At 66.6% G+C, this 15519-nt stretch carries 13 protein-coding genes and 1 riboswitch; of the genes, 6 read left to right on the top strand and 7 right to left on the bottom strand.

What is annotated here, in order from left to right:
- Nucleotides 1-14: 14 nt before the first annotated feature.
- The 5 genes from ACWDTF_RS10090 to ctaE form a co-directional block, all read right to left on the bottom strand.
- Entirely contained in the window at nucleotides 15-1517 is a 1503-nt protein-coding gene (locus tag ACWDTF_RS10090) for a bifunctional phosphatase PAP2/diacylglycerol kinase family protein (protein ID WP_240860530.1), read from the bottom strand.
- A gap of 96 nt (nucleotides 1518-1613) precedes the next feature.
- A complete protein-coding gene (gene qcrB / locus ACWDTF_RS10085; RefSeq protein ID WP_240860531.1) occupies nucleotides 1614-3236 on the bottom strand; it encodes a cytochrome bc1 complex cytochrome b subunit in 1623 nt (540 codons plus the stop codon).
- Nucleotides 3233-4378: a cytochrome bc1 complex Rieske iron-sulfur subunit gene (qcrA, locus tag ACWDTF_RS10080; RefSeq protein WP_240860532.1), complete on the bottom strand. Its 1146-nt coding sequence runs from the start codon at nucleotides 4376-4378 to the stop codon at nucleotides 3233-3235. The genes qcrB and qcrA overlap by 4 nt, the downstream gene beginning before the upstream one ends.
- Nucleotides 4375-5247, bottom strand: a complete 873-nt coding sequence (gene qcrC / locus ACWDTF_RS10075; protein WP_240860533.1) for a cytochrome bc1 complex diheme cytochrome c subunit — start codon at nucleotides 5245-5247, stop codon at nucleotides 4375-4377. Before qcrC ends, qcrA begins: the two co-directional genes overlap by 4 nt.
- 113 nt (nucleotides 5248-5360) lie before the next feature.
- Nucleotides 5361-5978: an aa3-type cytochrome oxidase subunit III gene (gene ctaE / locus ACWDTF_RS10070; protein ID WP_240860534.1), complete on the bottom strand. Its 618-nt coding sequence runs from the start codon at nucleotides 5976-5978 to the stop codon at nucleotides 5361-5363.
- A 105-nt stretch (nucleotides 5979-6083) separates the two neighbouring features.
- Between ctaE and ACWDTF_RS10065 the strand changes: the two genes are divergently transcribed.
- Both ACWDTF_RS10065 and trpD read left to right on the top strand, forming a co-directional pair.
- Nucleotides 6084-6626, top strand: coding sequence for a hypothetical protein (locus tag ACWDTF_RS10065; RefSeq protein WP_355279370.1), 543 nt, complete (start codon nucleotides 6084-6086; stop codon nucleotides 6624-6626).
- 46 nt (nucleotides 6627-6672) lie between these two features.
- On the top strand, nucleotides 6673-7752 hold the full coding sequence (gene trpD, locus ACWDTF_RS10060; RefSeq protein WP_240860536.1) for an anthranilate phosphoribosyltransferase: 1080 nt from the start codon (nucleotides 6673-6675) through the stop codon (nucleotides 7750-7752).
- A 16-nt stretch (nucleotides 7753-7768) separates the two neighbouring features.
- Here trpD and ACWDTF_RS10055 read toward each other — a convergent pair whose 3' ends face one another.
- Nucleotides 7769-8047, bottom strand: coding sequence for an Lrp/AsnC family transcriptional regulator (locus tag ACWDTF_RS10055; RefSeq protein WP_240860537.1), 279 nt, complete (start codon nucleotides 8045-8047; stop codon nucleotides 7769-7771).
- Between the two features lie 65 nt (nucleotides 8048-8112).
- Entirely contained in the window at nucleotides 8113-9933 is a 1821-nt protein-coding gene (locus tag ACWDTF_RS10050) for a DEDD exonuclease domain-containing protein (RefSeq protein ID WP_240860538.1), read from the bottom strand.
- A gap of 626 nt (nucleotides 9934-10559) precedes the next feature.
- Nucleotides 10560-10767, top strand: a riboswitch (cyclic di-AMP (ydaO/yuaA leader).
- Nucleotides 10768-10784: 17 nt separating this feature from the next.
- Here ACWDTF_RS10050 and ACWDTF_RS10045 point away from each other — a divergent pair.
- The 4 genes from ACWDTF_RS10045 to ACWDTF_RS10030 all read left to right on the top strand — a co-directional run bounded on the left by ACWDTF_RS10045 (nucleotide 10785) and on the right by ACWDTF_RS10030 (nucleotide 15391).
- Entirely contained in the window at nucleotides 10785-11468 is a 684-nt protein-coding gene (locus tag ACWDTF_RS10045) for a C40 family peptidase (RefSeq protein WP_240860539.1), read from the top strand.
- A 277-nt stretch (nucleotides 11469-11745) separates the two neighbouring features.
- Nucleotides 11746-12789, top strand: coding sequence for an NlpC/P60 family protein (locus ACWDTF_RS10040; protein ID WP_449754339.1), 1044 nt, complete (start codon nucleotides 11746-11748; stop codon nucleotides 12787-12789).
- A gap of 147 nt (nucleotides 12790-12936) precedes the next feature.
- Nucleotides 12937-14247, top strand: coding sequence for a peptidase MA family metallohydrolase (locus ACWDTF_RS10035; RefSeq protein WP_240860540.1), 1311 nt, complete (start codon nucleotides 12937-12939; stop codon nucleotides 14245-14247).
- Between the two features lie 19 nt (nucleotides 14248-14266).
- Nucleotides 14267-15391: a glycosyltransferase family 4 protein gene (locus ACWDTF_RS10030; RefSeq protein WP_355279577.1), complete on the top strand. Its 1125-nt coding sequence runs from the start codon at nucleotides 14267-14269 to the stop codon at nucleotides 15389-15391.
- Nucleotides 15392-15519 lie beyond the last annotated feature (128 nt).

Raw genomic sequence — 15519 nt, 5'->3', positions numbered from 1 at the left:
AGGGCTTACGTTGATCAGGCCTGCCGGGGTGCGTACACGGCCAGCTGTCGATAGCCGACGCGGAAGCGTGCCTCCCGGTAGCGCTCGCCGATCTCGCCGTCGTGCGCGATGGTGATCTGATCGTCGACGGCGGCGAAACCGAACTCGGGCACTTGCATCTCGTGGTACAGCCGCGACCGTTCTAACCGGCCGAGGGCCAGCGCGAGCAGGATTCTGGTGGTCGCCCAGCGGTGATTGGTCTCCAGGATCCGAACGTCGAGCAGTCCGTCGTCGAGTCGGAGCCGACGCGCCGGGAGGAAACCCGTCGGCTGGTACATTGAGTTGCCGACCAGGAACAGCGATGTCTCGATCTCGGTGCCGTCGACGTTGATTCGGACGTGCGGAGCCCGTCGCAGGACGCGTAGGACGGCGTAGGCGGTCGCCAGCGGCCGGCTGATGCGACTCTGCAGCCGTGTGCGGGTTCGGACGAACTGCGGGTAGGCGCCGATGCTGGCGGTGTTCAGGATGAGCCGGTCGTCGTTGAGCCACACCGTGTCCACGCGGGTGGCGGTGCCCGATCGAATGGCCGTCAGTGTCCGGTTGACGTCGGTGCAGCCGAGGTCGCGGGCAAAATGGTTGAACGTCCCTGCGGGGAAGACTGCGAGCGGCAGATCGGCGGACAGTGCGATCGCTGCCGCGGTTGCGACGGTGCCGTCACCGCCGGCGATGCCCAACACCTCGGCCCGAGATGCGGCGTCGCGCAGCACCTCCTCGACGTCGTCGTCGGGAGCGAGTTCGACGATCTCGGCGGCCGGCAGCATGGCTCGGATCCGGTCGAGAACCCGTGCGCCTTGGCCGTCGCCCGAGGCCGGATTGATCACCACAACAACACCGTTCCCGTCCGGACGTGCCGTGGTCGGTACCGCGGACGGGGTGGCGAGTGAGATCCGCGGACGGGTGATCGGGGGGACGACCTTGGTGCCGATGGTCGCGATGCTCGCACCGATGCCCAGGCCGGCCATGACGTCACCGGGGTAGTGCGCCCCGGTCGCGACCCGCGAGATGCCGACCAGCCCGGCCAGCGCCGACAACAGCAGCCCCGCCGGCGGATTCTCCGCGGCCACCCCGGCCGCGAAGGCCGCCGCGCTCGCGGAGTGTCCCGACGGCAGCGAATTGGATGTCGGCTGTGCGGTGCCGCGTCGAGTGAGCGGTATCGGGCCGACCAGCGGGCGGTTGCGACGTCGAATCCGTTTGGCCCCCTGATTGGTGACCAGACTGGTCACCGCAAGCGACGCGATGCCACGTGCGGCACCACGCTGCAGGGTGGGCTGTCCGGACAGAGCCATCCCGGCCGCTATTGCCATCCACAACTTCGAATGATCCGCTGCGTGAGACAGTTTCGGCATTGTCGCGTCCAGCAACGGGCTGGGGGAGCGGGCGATCGAATCGTAGATCTCCGCGTCGAGCGAGCCGAGCCCGCGAGTGATCTGACGGACCGCTGCCGTGCGTCGAGCAGTTCTCACGAGTCGGCGTCTCATGCCTCCACGTTGTCATACGCCGCGCCACTCGCGAAGCCGGGACAACAGAAAGGCGGCATCATCGCGAAGATGATGCCGCCTCACTGATTCTCAGGACTACTCCTCGAACGGATTGCCGCCCTTGGCCTGCAATTCGCGCAGAGCCTTCTGCTCGGCCTTCTCGTTCTCGTGTTCGGCCTCGACGTGGCGTCGTTGCTGATCCGGCGGATCCGCGGTCAGAATCGATCCGGTACCCGGCGCGCCGGCAGAGCCGAGCTTGTTCATGCGCTTGGGCAGAGCCATTCCCTCGTAGGGGAGTGGGATCGGGTGACCGTGATCGTCGACCGGGCCGAGGGGCTGGTGCACCTCGATGTACTCGCCCTGCGGCAGACGCTTGATCAGGCCGGTCTCGATGCCGTGCGCCAGGACCGCACGGTCGCTGCGTTGCAGCGCCAGTGCCCAGCGGTAGGCGATGAAGTACGCCAGCGGCGGTACGACGATCAGGCCGATGCGGCCCATCCACGTCGTCGCGTTCAGCGAGATGTGGAACTTCAGCGCGATGATGTCGTTCATGCACGACAGCGTCAGGATGATGTAGAAGGACACCGCCATCGCACCGATACCGGTACGCACCGGGACGTCACGCGGACGCTGCAGCAGGTTGTGATGCGCGTCGTCGCCGGTCAGCCGCTTCTCGATCCACGGGTAGGTGAACATGCCCGCGAACATGATCGTGATGATCACGACCACCCAGAAGATCGCCGGGATCGTGTAGTTGCCCAGATAGAGCTCCCACGCAGGCATCAGACGGGCCAAACCGTCGGTCCACATCATGTAGATGTCGGGCTGCGACCCGGCCGACACATGCGCCGGGTTGTACGGACCGAGCACCCACACCGGGTTGATCTGGAAGATACCCGCCATCAGCGCCAGCACACCGGTCACCATGGCGAACATCGCGCCGCCCTTGGCCGCGAAGACCGGCATGATGCGCACGCCGACAACGTTCTTCTCGGTACGGCCGGGGCCGGGGAACTGGGTGTGCTTCTGGTACCAGACCAGCGCGAGGTGCGCGCCGATCAGCGCCAGGATGATGCCCGGGAACAGCAGGATGTGCAGCACATACATGCGCGGGATGATGATCTCGCCGGGGAAGTCACCGCCGAACAGCGCCCAGTGAATCCAGGTGCCGACCAACGGAATACCCAGGACGATGCCGCTCATCGCGGCGCGGACGCCGGTGCCCGAGAGCAGGTCGTCGGGGAGCGAGTAGCCGAAGAAACCCTCGAACATCGCCAGGATCAGCAGGAAGCAGCCGATGATCCAGTTGGCCTCACGCGGACGCCGAAAGGCGCCGGTGAAGAAGATGCGCAGCATGTGGATGATGATCGACGCGGCGAACAGCAGCGCGGCCCAGTGGTGGATCTGCCGGACGAACAGACCGCCGCGCACCTCGAAGGAGATGTTCAGGGTGGTCTCGTAGGCCTTGGTCATCATCACGCCGTTGAGCGGCTGATAGGCGCCGTCGTAGATGACCTCGCTCATCGACGGGTCGAAGAACAGGGTCAGGTAGACGCCGGAGATCAGCAGGATGATGAAGCTGTAGAGCGCGACCTCACCCAGCAGGAAGGACCAGTGCGTCGGGAAGACTTTGTTGATCTGACGACGCATGCCGGCGGCGAGGTGGTACCTCGAGTCCACCTCTTCGGCCTGCGCGCCGAGACGGTCGGCGATGGTCATGACTTACGCTCCCAGAATGCTGGTCCGACGGGCTCGATGAAGTCGCCTGCAGCGACCAGGTAGCCCTCATTGTTCACCGTTATCGGCAGCTGTGCCAGTGCCCGTGCCGCCGGACCGAAGACCGGTTTCGCGAACTCCAGCGCGTTGAACTGCGACTGATGGCACGGGCAGAGGATGCGGTTGGTGCGCTGCTCGTACAGCGAGGTCGGGCAGCCGAGGTGGCTGCACACCTTGGTGTAGGCGAAGTAGTCGCCGTAGTTGAAGCTCTCCTGGCCCTTGCGCTTGATGGCGTGCGCGGCGTCTTCGGGACGGAGCCGGATGAGCATGACCGGGTTGCGAACCGCACGCAGGCTCTGCAGCAGTGCGTGGCGTGAATGCTCGGTCTCGCCGTATCCGTCGGACACCCGCCACGGGAACACGGTCTCCATCGCGCCGGCGTCGAGATCCTCGGGACGCACGAGCGCGACCCGCCACGGGTCACCGGTGTCACGGCGCAGGTAGACGGTCTCCTTGGGCTGACCCGGAGGGGGAGTCCAGCCGGATGTCCAGAGCGGCGAGTTGTCGCCCTCGGCCCACGGGTTCTTGATGAGGCCGCCGACGAAGGCGATCAGACCGGTGAACGCGAACGCTCCCAGGCCGAAGGCCGCCGAGCCCAGGATCATCTTGCGACGACCGAGCGTCGAGGTCTTACCGGAGTCGGCGAGTTCGGCGACGATGGTCTTCTTGTCGACCTCCGACGATCCGCCGTCGTGCCGGTCCTGCACCGAGATCTCGGCCGGCAGGAACTTCTTGGTGATGAGGACCAGTGCGATACCGATGGAGAGCACCGAGAGCCCGAACGTGATGCCGAGCAGCGGGGTGTTCAGGGTGTAGCGCCAGTAGTCGGCTTCGTCGGGGAGAGTGAATTCCCAGTGGTTCCAGATGAAGATGATGAAGCAGGCGATCGCCGAGATTCCCGAGATGGTGAACCAGATCGCGACCTGCCGTTCGGCACGCTTCTCGACCTTGGACCCCGGCTCCGGGTAGCGCTCGGAGCGGTGGATGATCTCGACACCGTCGAGATTGGTGCCGAGCTTGACCAGCTCTTCCGAGCTCATCTGGTCGAGTTCGTCCTTCGAAGGGCTGCTTTTGTCGCTGCTCATGCGCGAGATCCCATCCACATGGCGGAGGCCACCACGGCGACGACTCCGACAAACCACATCACCATGCCCTCACTGACGGGGCCGAAACCGCCGATGCCGAACCCGCCCTGGGGTTTGGACTCGGTCACGTACTTGATGAAGCCGATGATGTCCTTTTTCTCTTCGTACGACAGCTGCCGATTCGAGAACTTGGGCATGTTCTGCGGTCCGGTCAGCATCGCGGTGTAGATCTGCTGTTCGGTCACACCGTCGAGGTTGGGTGCGAACTTGCCCGAAGACAGCGCGCCGCCACGTCCGGTGAAGTTGTGACAGGACGCGCAGTTCAGACGGAAGAGCTCGCTGCCGCGGCCGAGGCGCTCGCCACGAAGCGCTTCGCCGTCCTCGGGGGCGCGAGTCGGGCCGCCACCTTCGGACTGGATGTAGGCGCCGAGCTGGTCGATCTGCGCGGTGGTGAACTTCGGTGGCTTGCGCAATGCCTGTGCTTCACCGCGAGCTGCGGGCATACGACCGGTGGACACCTGGAAGTACACCGCAGCATCGCCGACGCCGAGCAGTGACGGACCGCGGTCGGGCACGCCCTGCAGGTTGGCGCCGTGGCAGGTGATGCAGGAGGTCTCGTAGAGCTTGCGGCCATCCTGGATGACGGCGAGATCGCTCGGGTCGGCGGTCGCGACCTGTGCGTTCGGCGACAGCACGGAGGCGAGCACACCGGCCAGCATCAAGCCCGCGAGCAGCAGCAATGCCCCACTGGCACGCCGACGCAGCTTGCGGCGAGCGCGCGCCTTGCGGGCCGTGGCCTTGTTTGCCACTGAGGCGGTGACCTCTGGACCGGCGTCGCTATCCGACGATCGCGGTGGAGATGAACTCATCTGTGACTCTCTACTAAGCGGACGGACTGTGTTGTTGTGCGTGCGGGTGGTCCCGCGGGGGCTGAAGCGTTATCCGGGCCGCGAGAGCGCGGGCTGGTGCGCTGCGGCCGATGTCATCGGACGAAGTAGATCGTGACGAAGAGGCCGATCCAGACGATGTCGACGAAGTGCCAGTAGTACGAGACGACGATCGCGGCTGTCGCCTGTGCCGGGGTGAACTTCGACAGTTTGGTGCGGATCAGCAGGAAGATGAAGGCGACGAGACCACCGATGACGTGCAGGCCGTGGAATCCGGTGGCCATGTAGAAGACCGAACCGTAGGCGCTCGACGAGAGGGTCGTGCCCTCGTGCACCAGGTGGTAGTACTCGTAGCCCTGACCGGCAACGAAGAACGAGCCCATCAGGAAGGTCAGTACGTACCAGCGCCGCAGTCCGAAGACGTCGCCACGCTCGGCCGCGAACACACCCATCTGGCAGGTCACCGACGACAGGATCAGCACCGTGGTGACCGGGATCGCCAACGCGAGATTCAGCTCGGTCGGCTCGGCCGGCCAGCCGATGTCGGCAGGTGAGTTCGCCCGGGCCACGAAGTACATCGCGAACAGACCGGCGAAGAACATGAGCTCGCTGGACAACCACACGATGGTGCCGACGCTGACCATATTGGGCCGGTTCAGCGAGTGCACGCGCGAGGTGATGGCTGTTCCTGAGGTTCCTACAGCGCTTGTCACAGATGAAGTATGACGGTTCGTAGTAAGCGGTGACCACTTGGGTCGGAAATTGGTCGGAACTATTTCTCTCCGCGCAGGTGGGGGCCATGATCGGGGAGGCCCGGCGTGTCCCGCCGACGGCAGTCGCGCACCGTCGATGTGGTTGGCTGGAACGCAATGAAGCGGAATCATCAAGACGGTGTCACGCCGGGTTCGCGGGATCTCAACGGCCGCGTGGTGCAGCCCGGCCGGTGGGCCCGGCTGCGGAGTCGTTTCGGTGGGGCCGGCCCGGTTACGCCGCTGTCGGTCGACGACGCGGACCTCGTCGTCGTCGCAGGTTCCGACGACGACGCCGTCGCGAGTTCCACGGCGCTCGCCGAGTCGTCGTGGCGGCCCGACGACGAGGTGGTCCTGCGACACATTCTCCGTCTACCGGTGCATCGGAGTGCGGAAGCGGTGTCGATCGCTGCGCTCGATGGGTATGTCCGCGTAGAGCAAGGGGGTGGGTCGATCAGCGGAGATGATGGCCATGCCCTGGTGGTGTTGGCCAGAGTTCAGCAACTCGACGCCATGCATCTGTCGCAGGAGCGGTCGAGGATGGCCAGCCTCGGGTCGCGGCATGGTGGCGTCGCACTGTGCTGGCATGTCCTGCAGCGCCCGCCCACCTGACATCGCCGGGAATCGGGTGGTTCGAGATGGCCTAGGCTGTAACCCCGTGAGCAGCGCCCAGACTCCGCCCGCATCCGCGTACACGTGGCCACAGATCCTCGGCAAGGTCACCGATCGACATGACCTGTCCGCGCAGGAAGCCGCCTGGGCGATGAACGAGATCATGACCGACAGCGCCACCGGCGCACAGATCGCGGCCTTCGGTGTCGGCGTCAAGATGAAGGGCGCCGCGCCCGACGAGCTCATCGGCCTGGCGAATGCGATGTTGTCGCACGCGACCCTGGTCGAGGTGTCGCGCCCCGCGGTCGACGTCGTCGGAACCGGTGGTGACCGGTCGCACACCGTCAACATCTCCACGATGACGTCGATCGTGATCGCTGCCGCGGGTGTCCCGGTGGTCAAACACGGCAACCGCGCGGCGTCGTCGAAGAGTGGTGGCGCGGACGTCCTGGAGGCACTCGGCGTCGCCATCTCGCTGGACGCGAGCGGAGTAGCCCGCTGCGTGGACGAACTGGGTATCGGATTCTGCTTTGCCCCGGTGTTCCACCCGGCGTTCCGGTTCACCGGTCCGCCGCGCAAGGAGATCGGTATCCCGACCGTGTTCAACGTTCTCGGTCCGCTGACCAACCCGGCGCGGCCCGCGCGCGGATTGATCGGGTGCGCGTTCGCGGACCTGGCGCCGGTGCTCGCCCGGGCGTTCGCCGACCGGGGAGCTGCGGCCCTGGTGGTACGCGGTGACGACGGACTGGACGAACTGACGACCACGACGACCTCGACGGTCTGGCAGGTCGCCGACGGCCAGGTCACTCAGCTGTCGATCGACCCACTCGATCTCGGCATCGAACGCGTCGAATTGTCTGCGCTGCAAGGTGGCGACGCGACGGTCAACGCGGCGATCGCCCGAGACCTCTTCGCCGGGACCCAGGGTGCCGTGCGCGATGCCGTGTTGCTCAATGCGGCCGGCGCGATCGTGGCCTTCGAGCAGAGTGCTCCGCTGACTCAGGACGGGCTGACCGAAGCGTTCCGGGCAGCGCGTGCGCGTGCCGCCGAGGCCATCGATTCGGGTGCGGCACAAGAACTTCTGCAGCGATGGGCCCAGCTCTCGAGCGAACTGGCCGCCGGCTGATCGCGCGCAGGCAGGCTCACTCCTCGCCGATGGAGAAGCCGCCCTCGGTGTCGGATCGGGAGTAGCTGCGGAACGCGATGTGGGTCGCGCTGTGCAACACACCCGGCAGCCGGTTGATCCGGCCGGTGACGACCTCGGCGATCTGCTCGTGGTCGCGCACCCGGATCTTGGCGATGAGATCGACGTCGCCCGCGCACGAGTAGACCTCGGCGACACCGGGGATGTCGGCGACCGCCTGCGCGGTCTCCGGGATCTGATGAACGTCGGCCGAGATGAGCACGATGGCGGTGATCATGGGTGTCACAGTAGAACATCTCGCGAGCATGTCGGGGCACCGTCAACGACTTGCCGAGTTCCTGATCAGCTTGCGCGCAGGGCTGCCGTGGACGCACTCCGTGTGGTCGTGTCGCGGGCGCGCTGGGCCGTCGCGGACCAGGACAGCCACCGCACAGCCGAGCGAGACGGCAGCGCAAGGGATTCGGTGCAGGACACGATCCGCGCGTCCGGTTCGGTGATCCACCGGTAGAGCAGCGCCGCTTCCTCCGCGTTGGCGCCGAGCAGCGGGCCCTCGGCAGGTACCACCGTTTCGGCGGCCGCGACGAGCGCCTCGACCACCGGCATCGGCGCGACGCCACGGATCGCGACCCCCGCGCTGGCGAGGCGGCCGTGTCGGATCACCGCGAACTCCCAGCCTCCCGTGCTGTGGGGCCGGGCTGCGACGAACTCGGCGATCGTGCACAGGGCGCTCAGCCGCTGACAGCGGGCGAGGGCGTCGATGGTCAGTGCGAGGCGGTCGCGGTGCCGGGCGGCCGTCTCGAACAACTGGGCTTGTGCCGCCGCGCCGATCCGGTCCGCCAGGTCCTCGAGGAGATCGTCGGACTCGCCGCGCAGCAGTCGGCATGCCGCGGTCACCCGGGGCAGATAGTCGGGCACCGTCTGCGGCTCGGTCGACGCCGCCCGACACTGCCCGGGGTGCGGCAGCGCGCCCGCCGGTGTGGGGGAGTCCAGGCGACACCAGTGGTAGCCCCCGGACCTCGTCCGGCCGGTGCAGGTGCGCAGGCCGGCCGCAGCCGAGATGACGTCGGCGATCGTCGCGGCGGTGGTTCGGTTGCCGATCGGGCCGATGGCCTCGTCTGTCGGGGTGCGGGACACCTTGAGCCGGGGAAAGCGCTCAGCGGTCACGACGATCCACCAACCGCGGTGCGGCTGAGTGGATTTCCGGTTGTAAGCGGGTGCGTGTGCGGCGAGTAGCCGCAGTTCGCGGACCGCGGCCTCGAGTCCGTGACTGCATTCGACGTGATCGACGCGCTGCGCGAGCATCACCATCTCGCCCATCCGACGGCGCGGGTCGTTGCCGGTGAAGTAGGACCGCACGCGCCGTCGGAGGTCGACCGCGGTGCCGACATAGAGGACCTCGTCGGAGGGCCCACGAAAGAGGTAGACGCCGGGTCGGGCCGGCACCCGGTCGGCGAGATGGCGTTTGGCCCTTAGCCGGGGGTCGGTGCGAGGGAGATAGTCGGTCAGGTCGCGCACGCTGTACACGCCCTGGTTGCCGACGCGCTCGAGGAGGTGGTGGAACACCTCGACGGTGGCACGCGCATCGTCGAGTGCGCGGTGAGTGGGGCGGACCGAGACGTCGAAGAGGTCGGCGAGGGCCGACAGCCGCACCGTCGGGGCCTCGTCGCGGTGCAGGATGCGGCGCGCCATGGTGACCGTGCACAGCGTCAGCGAGAACGGCCACTCCAGATGCAGTCGCAGCGCGTTGCGGCGCAGGAAACCCATGTCGAAGCGGGCGTTGTGTGCCACCAGGATCGACCCGCGGGCGAACTCGATGAATGCGGGAAGCACCTCTCCGATCCGCGGGGCCGCGCTCACCATGGCGTGCGTGATGCCTGTCAGCGTGACGATCTGCGGCGGAATGGACCGCTCCGGGTCCACCAGCGTCGCGAACTCGCCGAGCACCTCGCCGCCGCGGATCTTGACCGCCCCGATCTCGGTGATGCGATCACCGTCCGGGCTCGATCCGGTGGTTTCGAGGTCGACGACGACGAGAGTGGTGTCGAAGAGTGCACGATCGCTGAAGTCGTTGGCGAGGCCGGCGGGACCGTTGTTCAGTTCGTCGGCGAGATCTCCGAAGGTGAGCTGACCGGAGTCCACCGCATGACGACCACTCTGCATCATGTGGCGAACACTAGTTCGACGGCCCGACAAGTTGCTGCAGTGACACCAGCGACCCCGGATAACCGCAGTGGCAGTTGTGATCGACGGAGTTTGTCGGAGGGTGCCCCTAGTGTCCAGATCTGAGCGGAGCCTGTCGTCGACGCAGGTACCGCCCGGCGCAGTGGACAGATGACCCACCCGCCAACACGCTGACGACATCCCGACAAGGGCAAAATGAGATGGAGATCACAAATGTATGTCGATTGCAGCAGCTGCCCGGGTCGTCCCGTTGCCTGCGACGGATGCGCCATGAACGTCCTCTTGGGTACTCCAAGCTGGGACGATGGGGCTCACGGCCGGGGTGTTCGGGACCGCCGATCGACGGCTGCGGCCGACGCTGAACTCGACCTCGCCATCGACGTATTCGTTTCTGCTGCAATGGTGTCCAGCTCCGCTGCACGATCTGCAAGATCGGGGAAAACTGCAGTTCAGGCACGTGGAACGGACCGTGGTCCGCGCATCCTGCGTGCTGGTTAGCGGGGCGAACAAGTTGGGCCCGTAGTGGCCCAGTGGACAGACCCGCATCCAATTTCGTAACCTTTCCGAGACCTTTGCAGAGCGTCCCGCTTCACCAAGAAGTGGTCTGCAAGCGGTCACCGCTCAATCGCCCTCGCGGCGAACCGGGGAACCACCAACTTCGGGCGGGTCGGACGTCTGTCGGACCAGTCTGAATCGGGGTGAATCGCGTACTGAAACCAGGTGTGTCCGGGTGACACACGGGGTAGAGGCATGCGTAGGGCCACTCTTCCGGCCCGAACCCGACAGCTAACTCGGTAGGCGGTAGAGGGAGAACTTGAAGGAGAACTCGCTTCGTGGCCAAACATCGTTTGGAGCAGCCCAACCGCGGGGGCAAGGTTGCCAAGAAGGCCGTGATCGCAGGATCGATCACACTCGGTTCGCTTGCCGCGGCCGCTGGCCCCGCGCTCGCCGCCCCGGTCGAGGTGCCTGGCCTCGGTACGTTCGAGGTGCCCGGTCTCGGGCCGTCGCACAAGACCGAGCCGGTCAAGAAGAAGGCAAAGCCCGCCAAGAAGCCGCAAGGCGCAACGGTTGAGATCCCGAACCTGGGAACGTTCACGGTGCCCGGCATCAACCAGAATCAGATCCCGCCGCAGTTCAAGCCGCGCGGTGGCGCGCCGCTGGGACAGCCGCAGCTGACCACCGGTGAGAAGGCCGTGAAGGCCGCCGAGAGCAAGATCGGCTCGCCGTACTCCTATGGCGCTGCCGGCCCCAATGCGTTCGACTGCTCGGGCCTCGTCTACTGGTCCTACAAGCAGGCCGGCAAGACCATCCCGCGTGACAGCTACGGTCAGCTCGGTGGCGGTCGCGCGGTGGCCTACAAAGACGCCAAGCCCGGTGACGTGCTCATCTTCAACGGTGGGGGTCACGCCGGTATCTACATCGGCAACGGAATGTTCGTCCACTCCTCGACCTACGGTCAGCCGGTGAAGAAGGCTGCGGTCAAGGAATGGTCGCTCGTCGGCATTCGGCGCTACTGAGCGCGAACCGGCAGCGTAATGACTTCGGATTTGGGCGGATCACGCATTCAGGCGTGATCCGCCCAAACCACTTGGCTACCCAGGAGGAATCCGGGGTGGCCAAACCGGTCATCCGGTGGCAGGCACACAACTAGGGTTGCTCATCAGAGGGAGTTGGGGGCGTGGGGGATTCTCCGCACACAGCGACGCCCGGTGGGCCGTGCCAGATGCCGGATCGACCGTGAGTTTCGACAGGAGTGATGGCAAGGTGGTAACCCGTTCGCGAGGCGCACGACGAGTGATCTCGTCGCGCTCGGCGCCCGCTGCGCTGGCTGCCGGTCTGTTGGCGATTCTGGTCGCCCTGCCGCTGGGTATCGGCGGTACCGGCGACGCGCAGGCGATTCCCGCACGTACGGCCGATCAGCTGCTCATTCGCTACAAGCAGCTCGGCATCGACGCGGAGAAGACCGCGGAGTCGATGCACAACGCGCAGATCGAATACGACAAGCAGCGCCGGCTCGTGGTCACGTCCCGCCGTGCCGCAGCCACTGCGCAGCGTTCGCTCGACCAGTCGCAGGTTCAGCTCGATCTGTATCAGGGCCGCGTCGACTCGATCGTGCGCGCCAGCTACCGCGGCGCGCGCATCAACGGGCTGTACGCGGTTCTCGTCAGTGACTCGCCGCAGTCCCTGCTCGACCAGATGTCCGGGCTGGACATGATCGCCCGCCAGGCCGCCCGGGACCTGACCAACCTCAAGCAGGCTCGCAAGCGCGCCGCGTCGGCGAAGGTCGACGCCGAGCGTGCCGCGACGACCGCCACCGAGGCCGTCTCGCGCGTCGAACGGGTGCGCGGCAACCTGCAGACCAAACGGGCCAACATGCAGCTGCAGGCCATTCAGATCCGTGCCGTCTACAAGTCGATGACGGGTAAGCAGCTCGCCGAACTGCAGGGACCGAAGTTCACCTTCGACCCCCGGCTCGTGCCGCGCGGAACGTCGCTGCCGCTGATCGCCGTGCAGGCCGCGCTGACCAGGATCGGTGACCCGTACGTCTGGGGAGCCACCGGACCGAATTCCTTCGACTGCTCGGGACTCATGGTGTGGGCCTACAAGCAGGCAGGAAAGACACTGCCACGCTCGAGTGAGGCGCAGTTGGCCTCCGGACGTGCGATCGACCGCAACAATCTGGAACCGGGCGACCTGATCATCTATTACCCCGGCGCCACCCACGTGGGGATGTACGTGGGCGACGGTTACGTCATCCACGCATCCACCTTCGGCGTCCCTGTCAAGGTGGTCCCCATCGACGAGGCCGGACCGTACAATGCGGCTCGCCGGTACTGAATGACGTGACACGCGACTCTGGCGTCCTGCAGTGGACGCGGGGCACCGGTGCGTGAGCATCGGACGAGCCGCTCGCTGTCGGTGGCTGCGGCATCAGCGGTGATTCTCGGGACGCTCGTGGGGTGTTCATCGGGTCCACCGCCGACGGTGATCACGTCCACATCGTCGGTTCCCGCCACGCCGTCGACCGCCGACAACGTCTATGAAGCGCAGCGTTCCGCGGGCGTGACCGCGCTGCTCGACTCGTTCAGCCGTGCCGTGGTGCGTGGTGACCGGCGGGCGGTGGCCGCACTGCTCGACGAGAGTGCTCCCGCGGCGTTCCGCAATCGCCTCATGGTGGTGACCGCGAACTTCGCCGACGACTCGTCGGCGTCGGAAAGCGCGTCGTCGGAGGGTCGCGGGTCGGCGTTGCGCCCGGCCGTCTTCCGATATCAGCTCGCGCCGACCGAAGAAGCCGAGGCACTGGTGTCTTCCGAAGTGCAGGAGGCGCTGGACGAGCAGGGCAGTTCGGACTCCTGGGTCGCGCCGGTCGAACTTCATCACGCGCTCGGCGGTGCGTCGAAGCCCGGCCTCGCCGAGCCCGAGATGGTGGATTCGGCGCAGTTGGTCGTGGCCCGTTATGGCGACAGCTGGAAGATCGTGGGTGATGCGACGCTGGCCGGACGCCCCGCCGCCGACAAACAGATGTGGGATCTGCCCGGCCTCGAGGTGCGCGATGTTCGGACGGCCGGCGGCGAGTCGGTGATCGCGTCGTATCCCGACACTGCGACCGAGGTGGGCCGTCTTCAGGAGCTGTTGGGAGGGGCGGTTACCGCCGTCACCGACTTCTGGGGGACCGCGTGGCCCCAGCGTGCGCTCGTGGTGGCCACGGCCCGTGACGCGGAGTTCGAGGCGCTGGCACCAGGCAGTGTGATCGGCGGGGCCGCGGCCGCCACGGTGTACGACCGGATCGACGCCCGTAAGCGTGTGGCGGTCGGACAGCGGGTGGTGCTGACGCCGGAGGCGCGATCGTTGCCGACGCCCGCGCTCGGCGTCGTCATGCGACACGAACTCACCCATGTGGCCGCGCGGCTGAGTACAGCCGTGGGCGCGCCGATGTGGATCACCGAGGGCGTGCCCGAGTACGTCGGCCGCAAGGACACCTACCGTCGCTTCGCCGACGCCGCTCCCGAATTGGCGGCCGAGGTGACCGACTCGGGTCCACCGGCCGCCTTTCCGTCAGACGCAGCCTTCGCCGCCGGCGGGGACGCGTCGCAGCTGGCCTACCAGTCGGCGTGGTCCATCGCGGCCTACGTCGCGCAGCGCTACGGTGAGACGCGACTCAAGCAGCTCTATCTCGGTGTCGCCTCCACGGTGGACGTCGGACGTCAGGATGCCGCCATCGCGACGGTGCTGGGTATCACGCGTGCCGAGTTGGTGTCGCGCTGGCAGCGGTGGCTGACCGAACAGGTTCGATGACGGTGAGCCGGTCTGGGCGATGAAGCGAACTCTGTTGATCACCAACGACTTTCCGCCGCGGCCCGGTGGCATCCAGTCGTACCTGCAGAACCTTGTCGATCTGCTGCCGCCCGACGAGATCGTCGTGTACGCACCGCGTTGGCGTAAGCAGTCCCACGTCGAGTTCGACGCCGCGGTGCCCTACAAGGTGTATCGGCACCCGACGACGCTGATGCTGCCGACGCCACTGGTGGCGCGCCGTGCCGCTCGCATCGTGGCGCAGGAGAACATTTCGACGGTGTGGTTCGGTGCGGCCGCACCACTGGCGGTGCTGGCCCCCGCCGTTCGACGCGCCGGCGCGCAGCGGGTGATCGCCAGTACTCATGGCCACGAGGTCGGTTGGTCGATGCTCCCGGTGGCCCGCCAGGTTCTCGGGTTCATCGGTCGACATGTCGATGTGATCACGTTCGTAAGCCGTTACACGCGTGGGCGTTTCGCGTCGGCCTTCGGTCGCCACGCCGCACTCGAGTACCTGCCGCCGGGTGTCGACGTCGAACGCTTCACGCCGAATGCGGAGCGGCGCACCGAGATTCGGAGCCGGCTCGGCCTCGGCGACCGTCCGACCATCCTCTGCCTGTCGCGGCTCGTGCCTCGGAAAGGTCAGGACACGTTGATCCGGGCACTGCCGCTGATCCGCCGCACGGTGCCCGACGCGGTCCTGGTCATCGTCGGTGGGGGGCCGTACGCCGACAAGCTCCACCAACTCGCCGACGAGTCCGGCGTGGCCGACCACGTGGTGTTCACCGGAGGCGTTGCGTCCGAAGACCTTCCCGCCTATCACAACGTCGCCGACGTGTTCGCGATGCCGGCCCGGACCCGTGGCGGCGGCCTGGACGTCGAGGGTCTCGGGATCGTCTATCTCGAGGCGTCGGCCTGCGGGGTGCCGGTGGTTGCCGGCCAATCCGGGGGTGCGCCCGAGACCGTTGTCGAGGGGGTCACCGGCACCGTCGTGGACGGCACCGACGTCGACGCGGTCGCCATGGCCATCCTGTCGATCCTCGGAGATCGGGCGGCGGCCGCCGAGATGGGCAGGCAGGCAAGACGTTTCGTCGTCGATAATTGGCAGTGGCAGCACATGGCCGCACGGCTGCGGCAGTTGCTCTGATCCGAAGAGGACGGTGACCAACCCGCTGAACTGGGGAATGTGTCAGCGTCCTGCCCGAAAAATCTAGGGGAAGAACTTCTTCCCCGAGGTTCGCAGTCATCCGCGAGAATTTTCTGGGGGAGGACACC

It is taken from the genome of Gordonia sp. NPDC003422 (assembly GCF_053588675.1).
This window is presented reverse-complemented; position numbering and strand designations above follow the sequence as displayed.

Bases quoted from the DNA above. Each gene is read 5' to 3' on its own strand.
- ACWDTF_RS10090 (WP_240860530.1), bottom strand. From the start codon at position 1,517: ATGAGACGCCGACTCGTGAGAACTGCTCGACGCACGGCAGCGGTCCGT.
- qcrB (WP_240860531.1), bottom strand. From the start codon at position 3,236: ATGACCATCGCCGACCGTCTCGGCGCGCAGGCCGAAGAGGTGGACTCG.
- qcrA (WP_240860532.1), bottom strand. From the start codon at position 4,378: ATGAGCAGCGACAAAAGCAGCCCTTCGAAGGACGAACTCGACCAGATG.
- qcrC (WP_240860533.1), bottom strand. From the start codon at position 5,247: ATGAGTTCATCTCCACCGCGATCGTCGGATAGCGACGCCGGTCCAGAG.
- ACWDTF_RS10055 (WP_240860537.1), bottom strand. From the start codon at position 8,047: ATGATCACCGCCATCGTGCTCATCTCGGCCGACGTTCATCAGATCCCG.
- ACWDTF_RS10050 (WP_240860538.1), bottom strand. From the start codon at position 9,933: ATGATGCAGAGTGGTCGTCATGCGGTGGACTCCGGTCAGCTCACCTTC.
- ACWDTF_RS10030 (WP_355279577.1), top strand. From the start codon at position 14,267: ATGAAGCGAACTCTGTTGATCACCAACGACTTTCCGCCGCGGCCCGGT.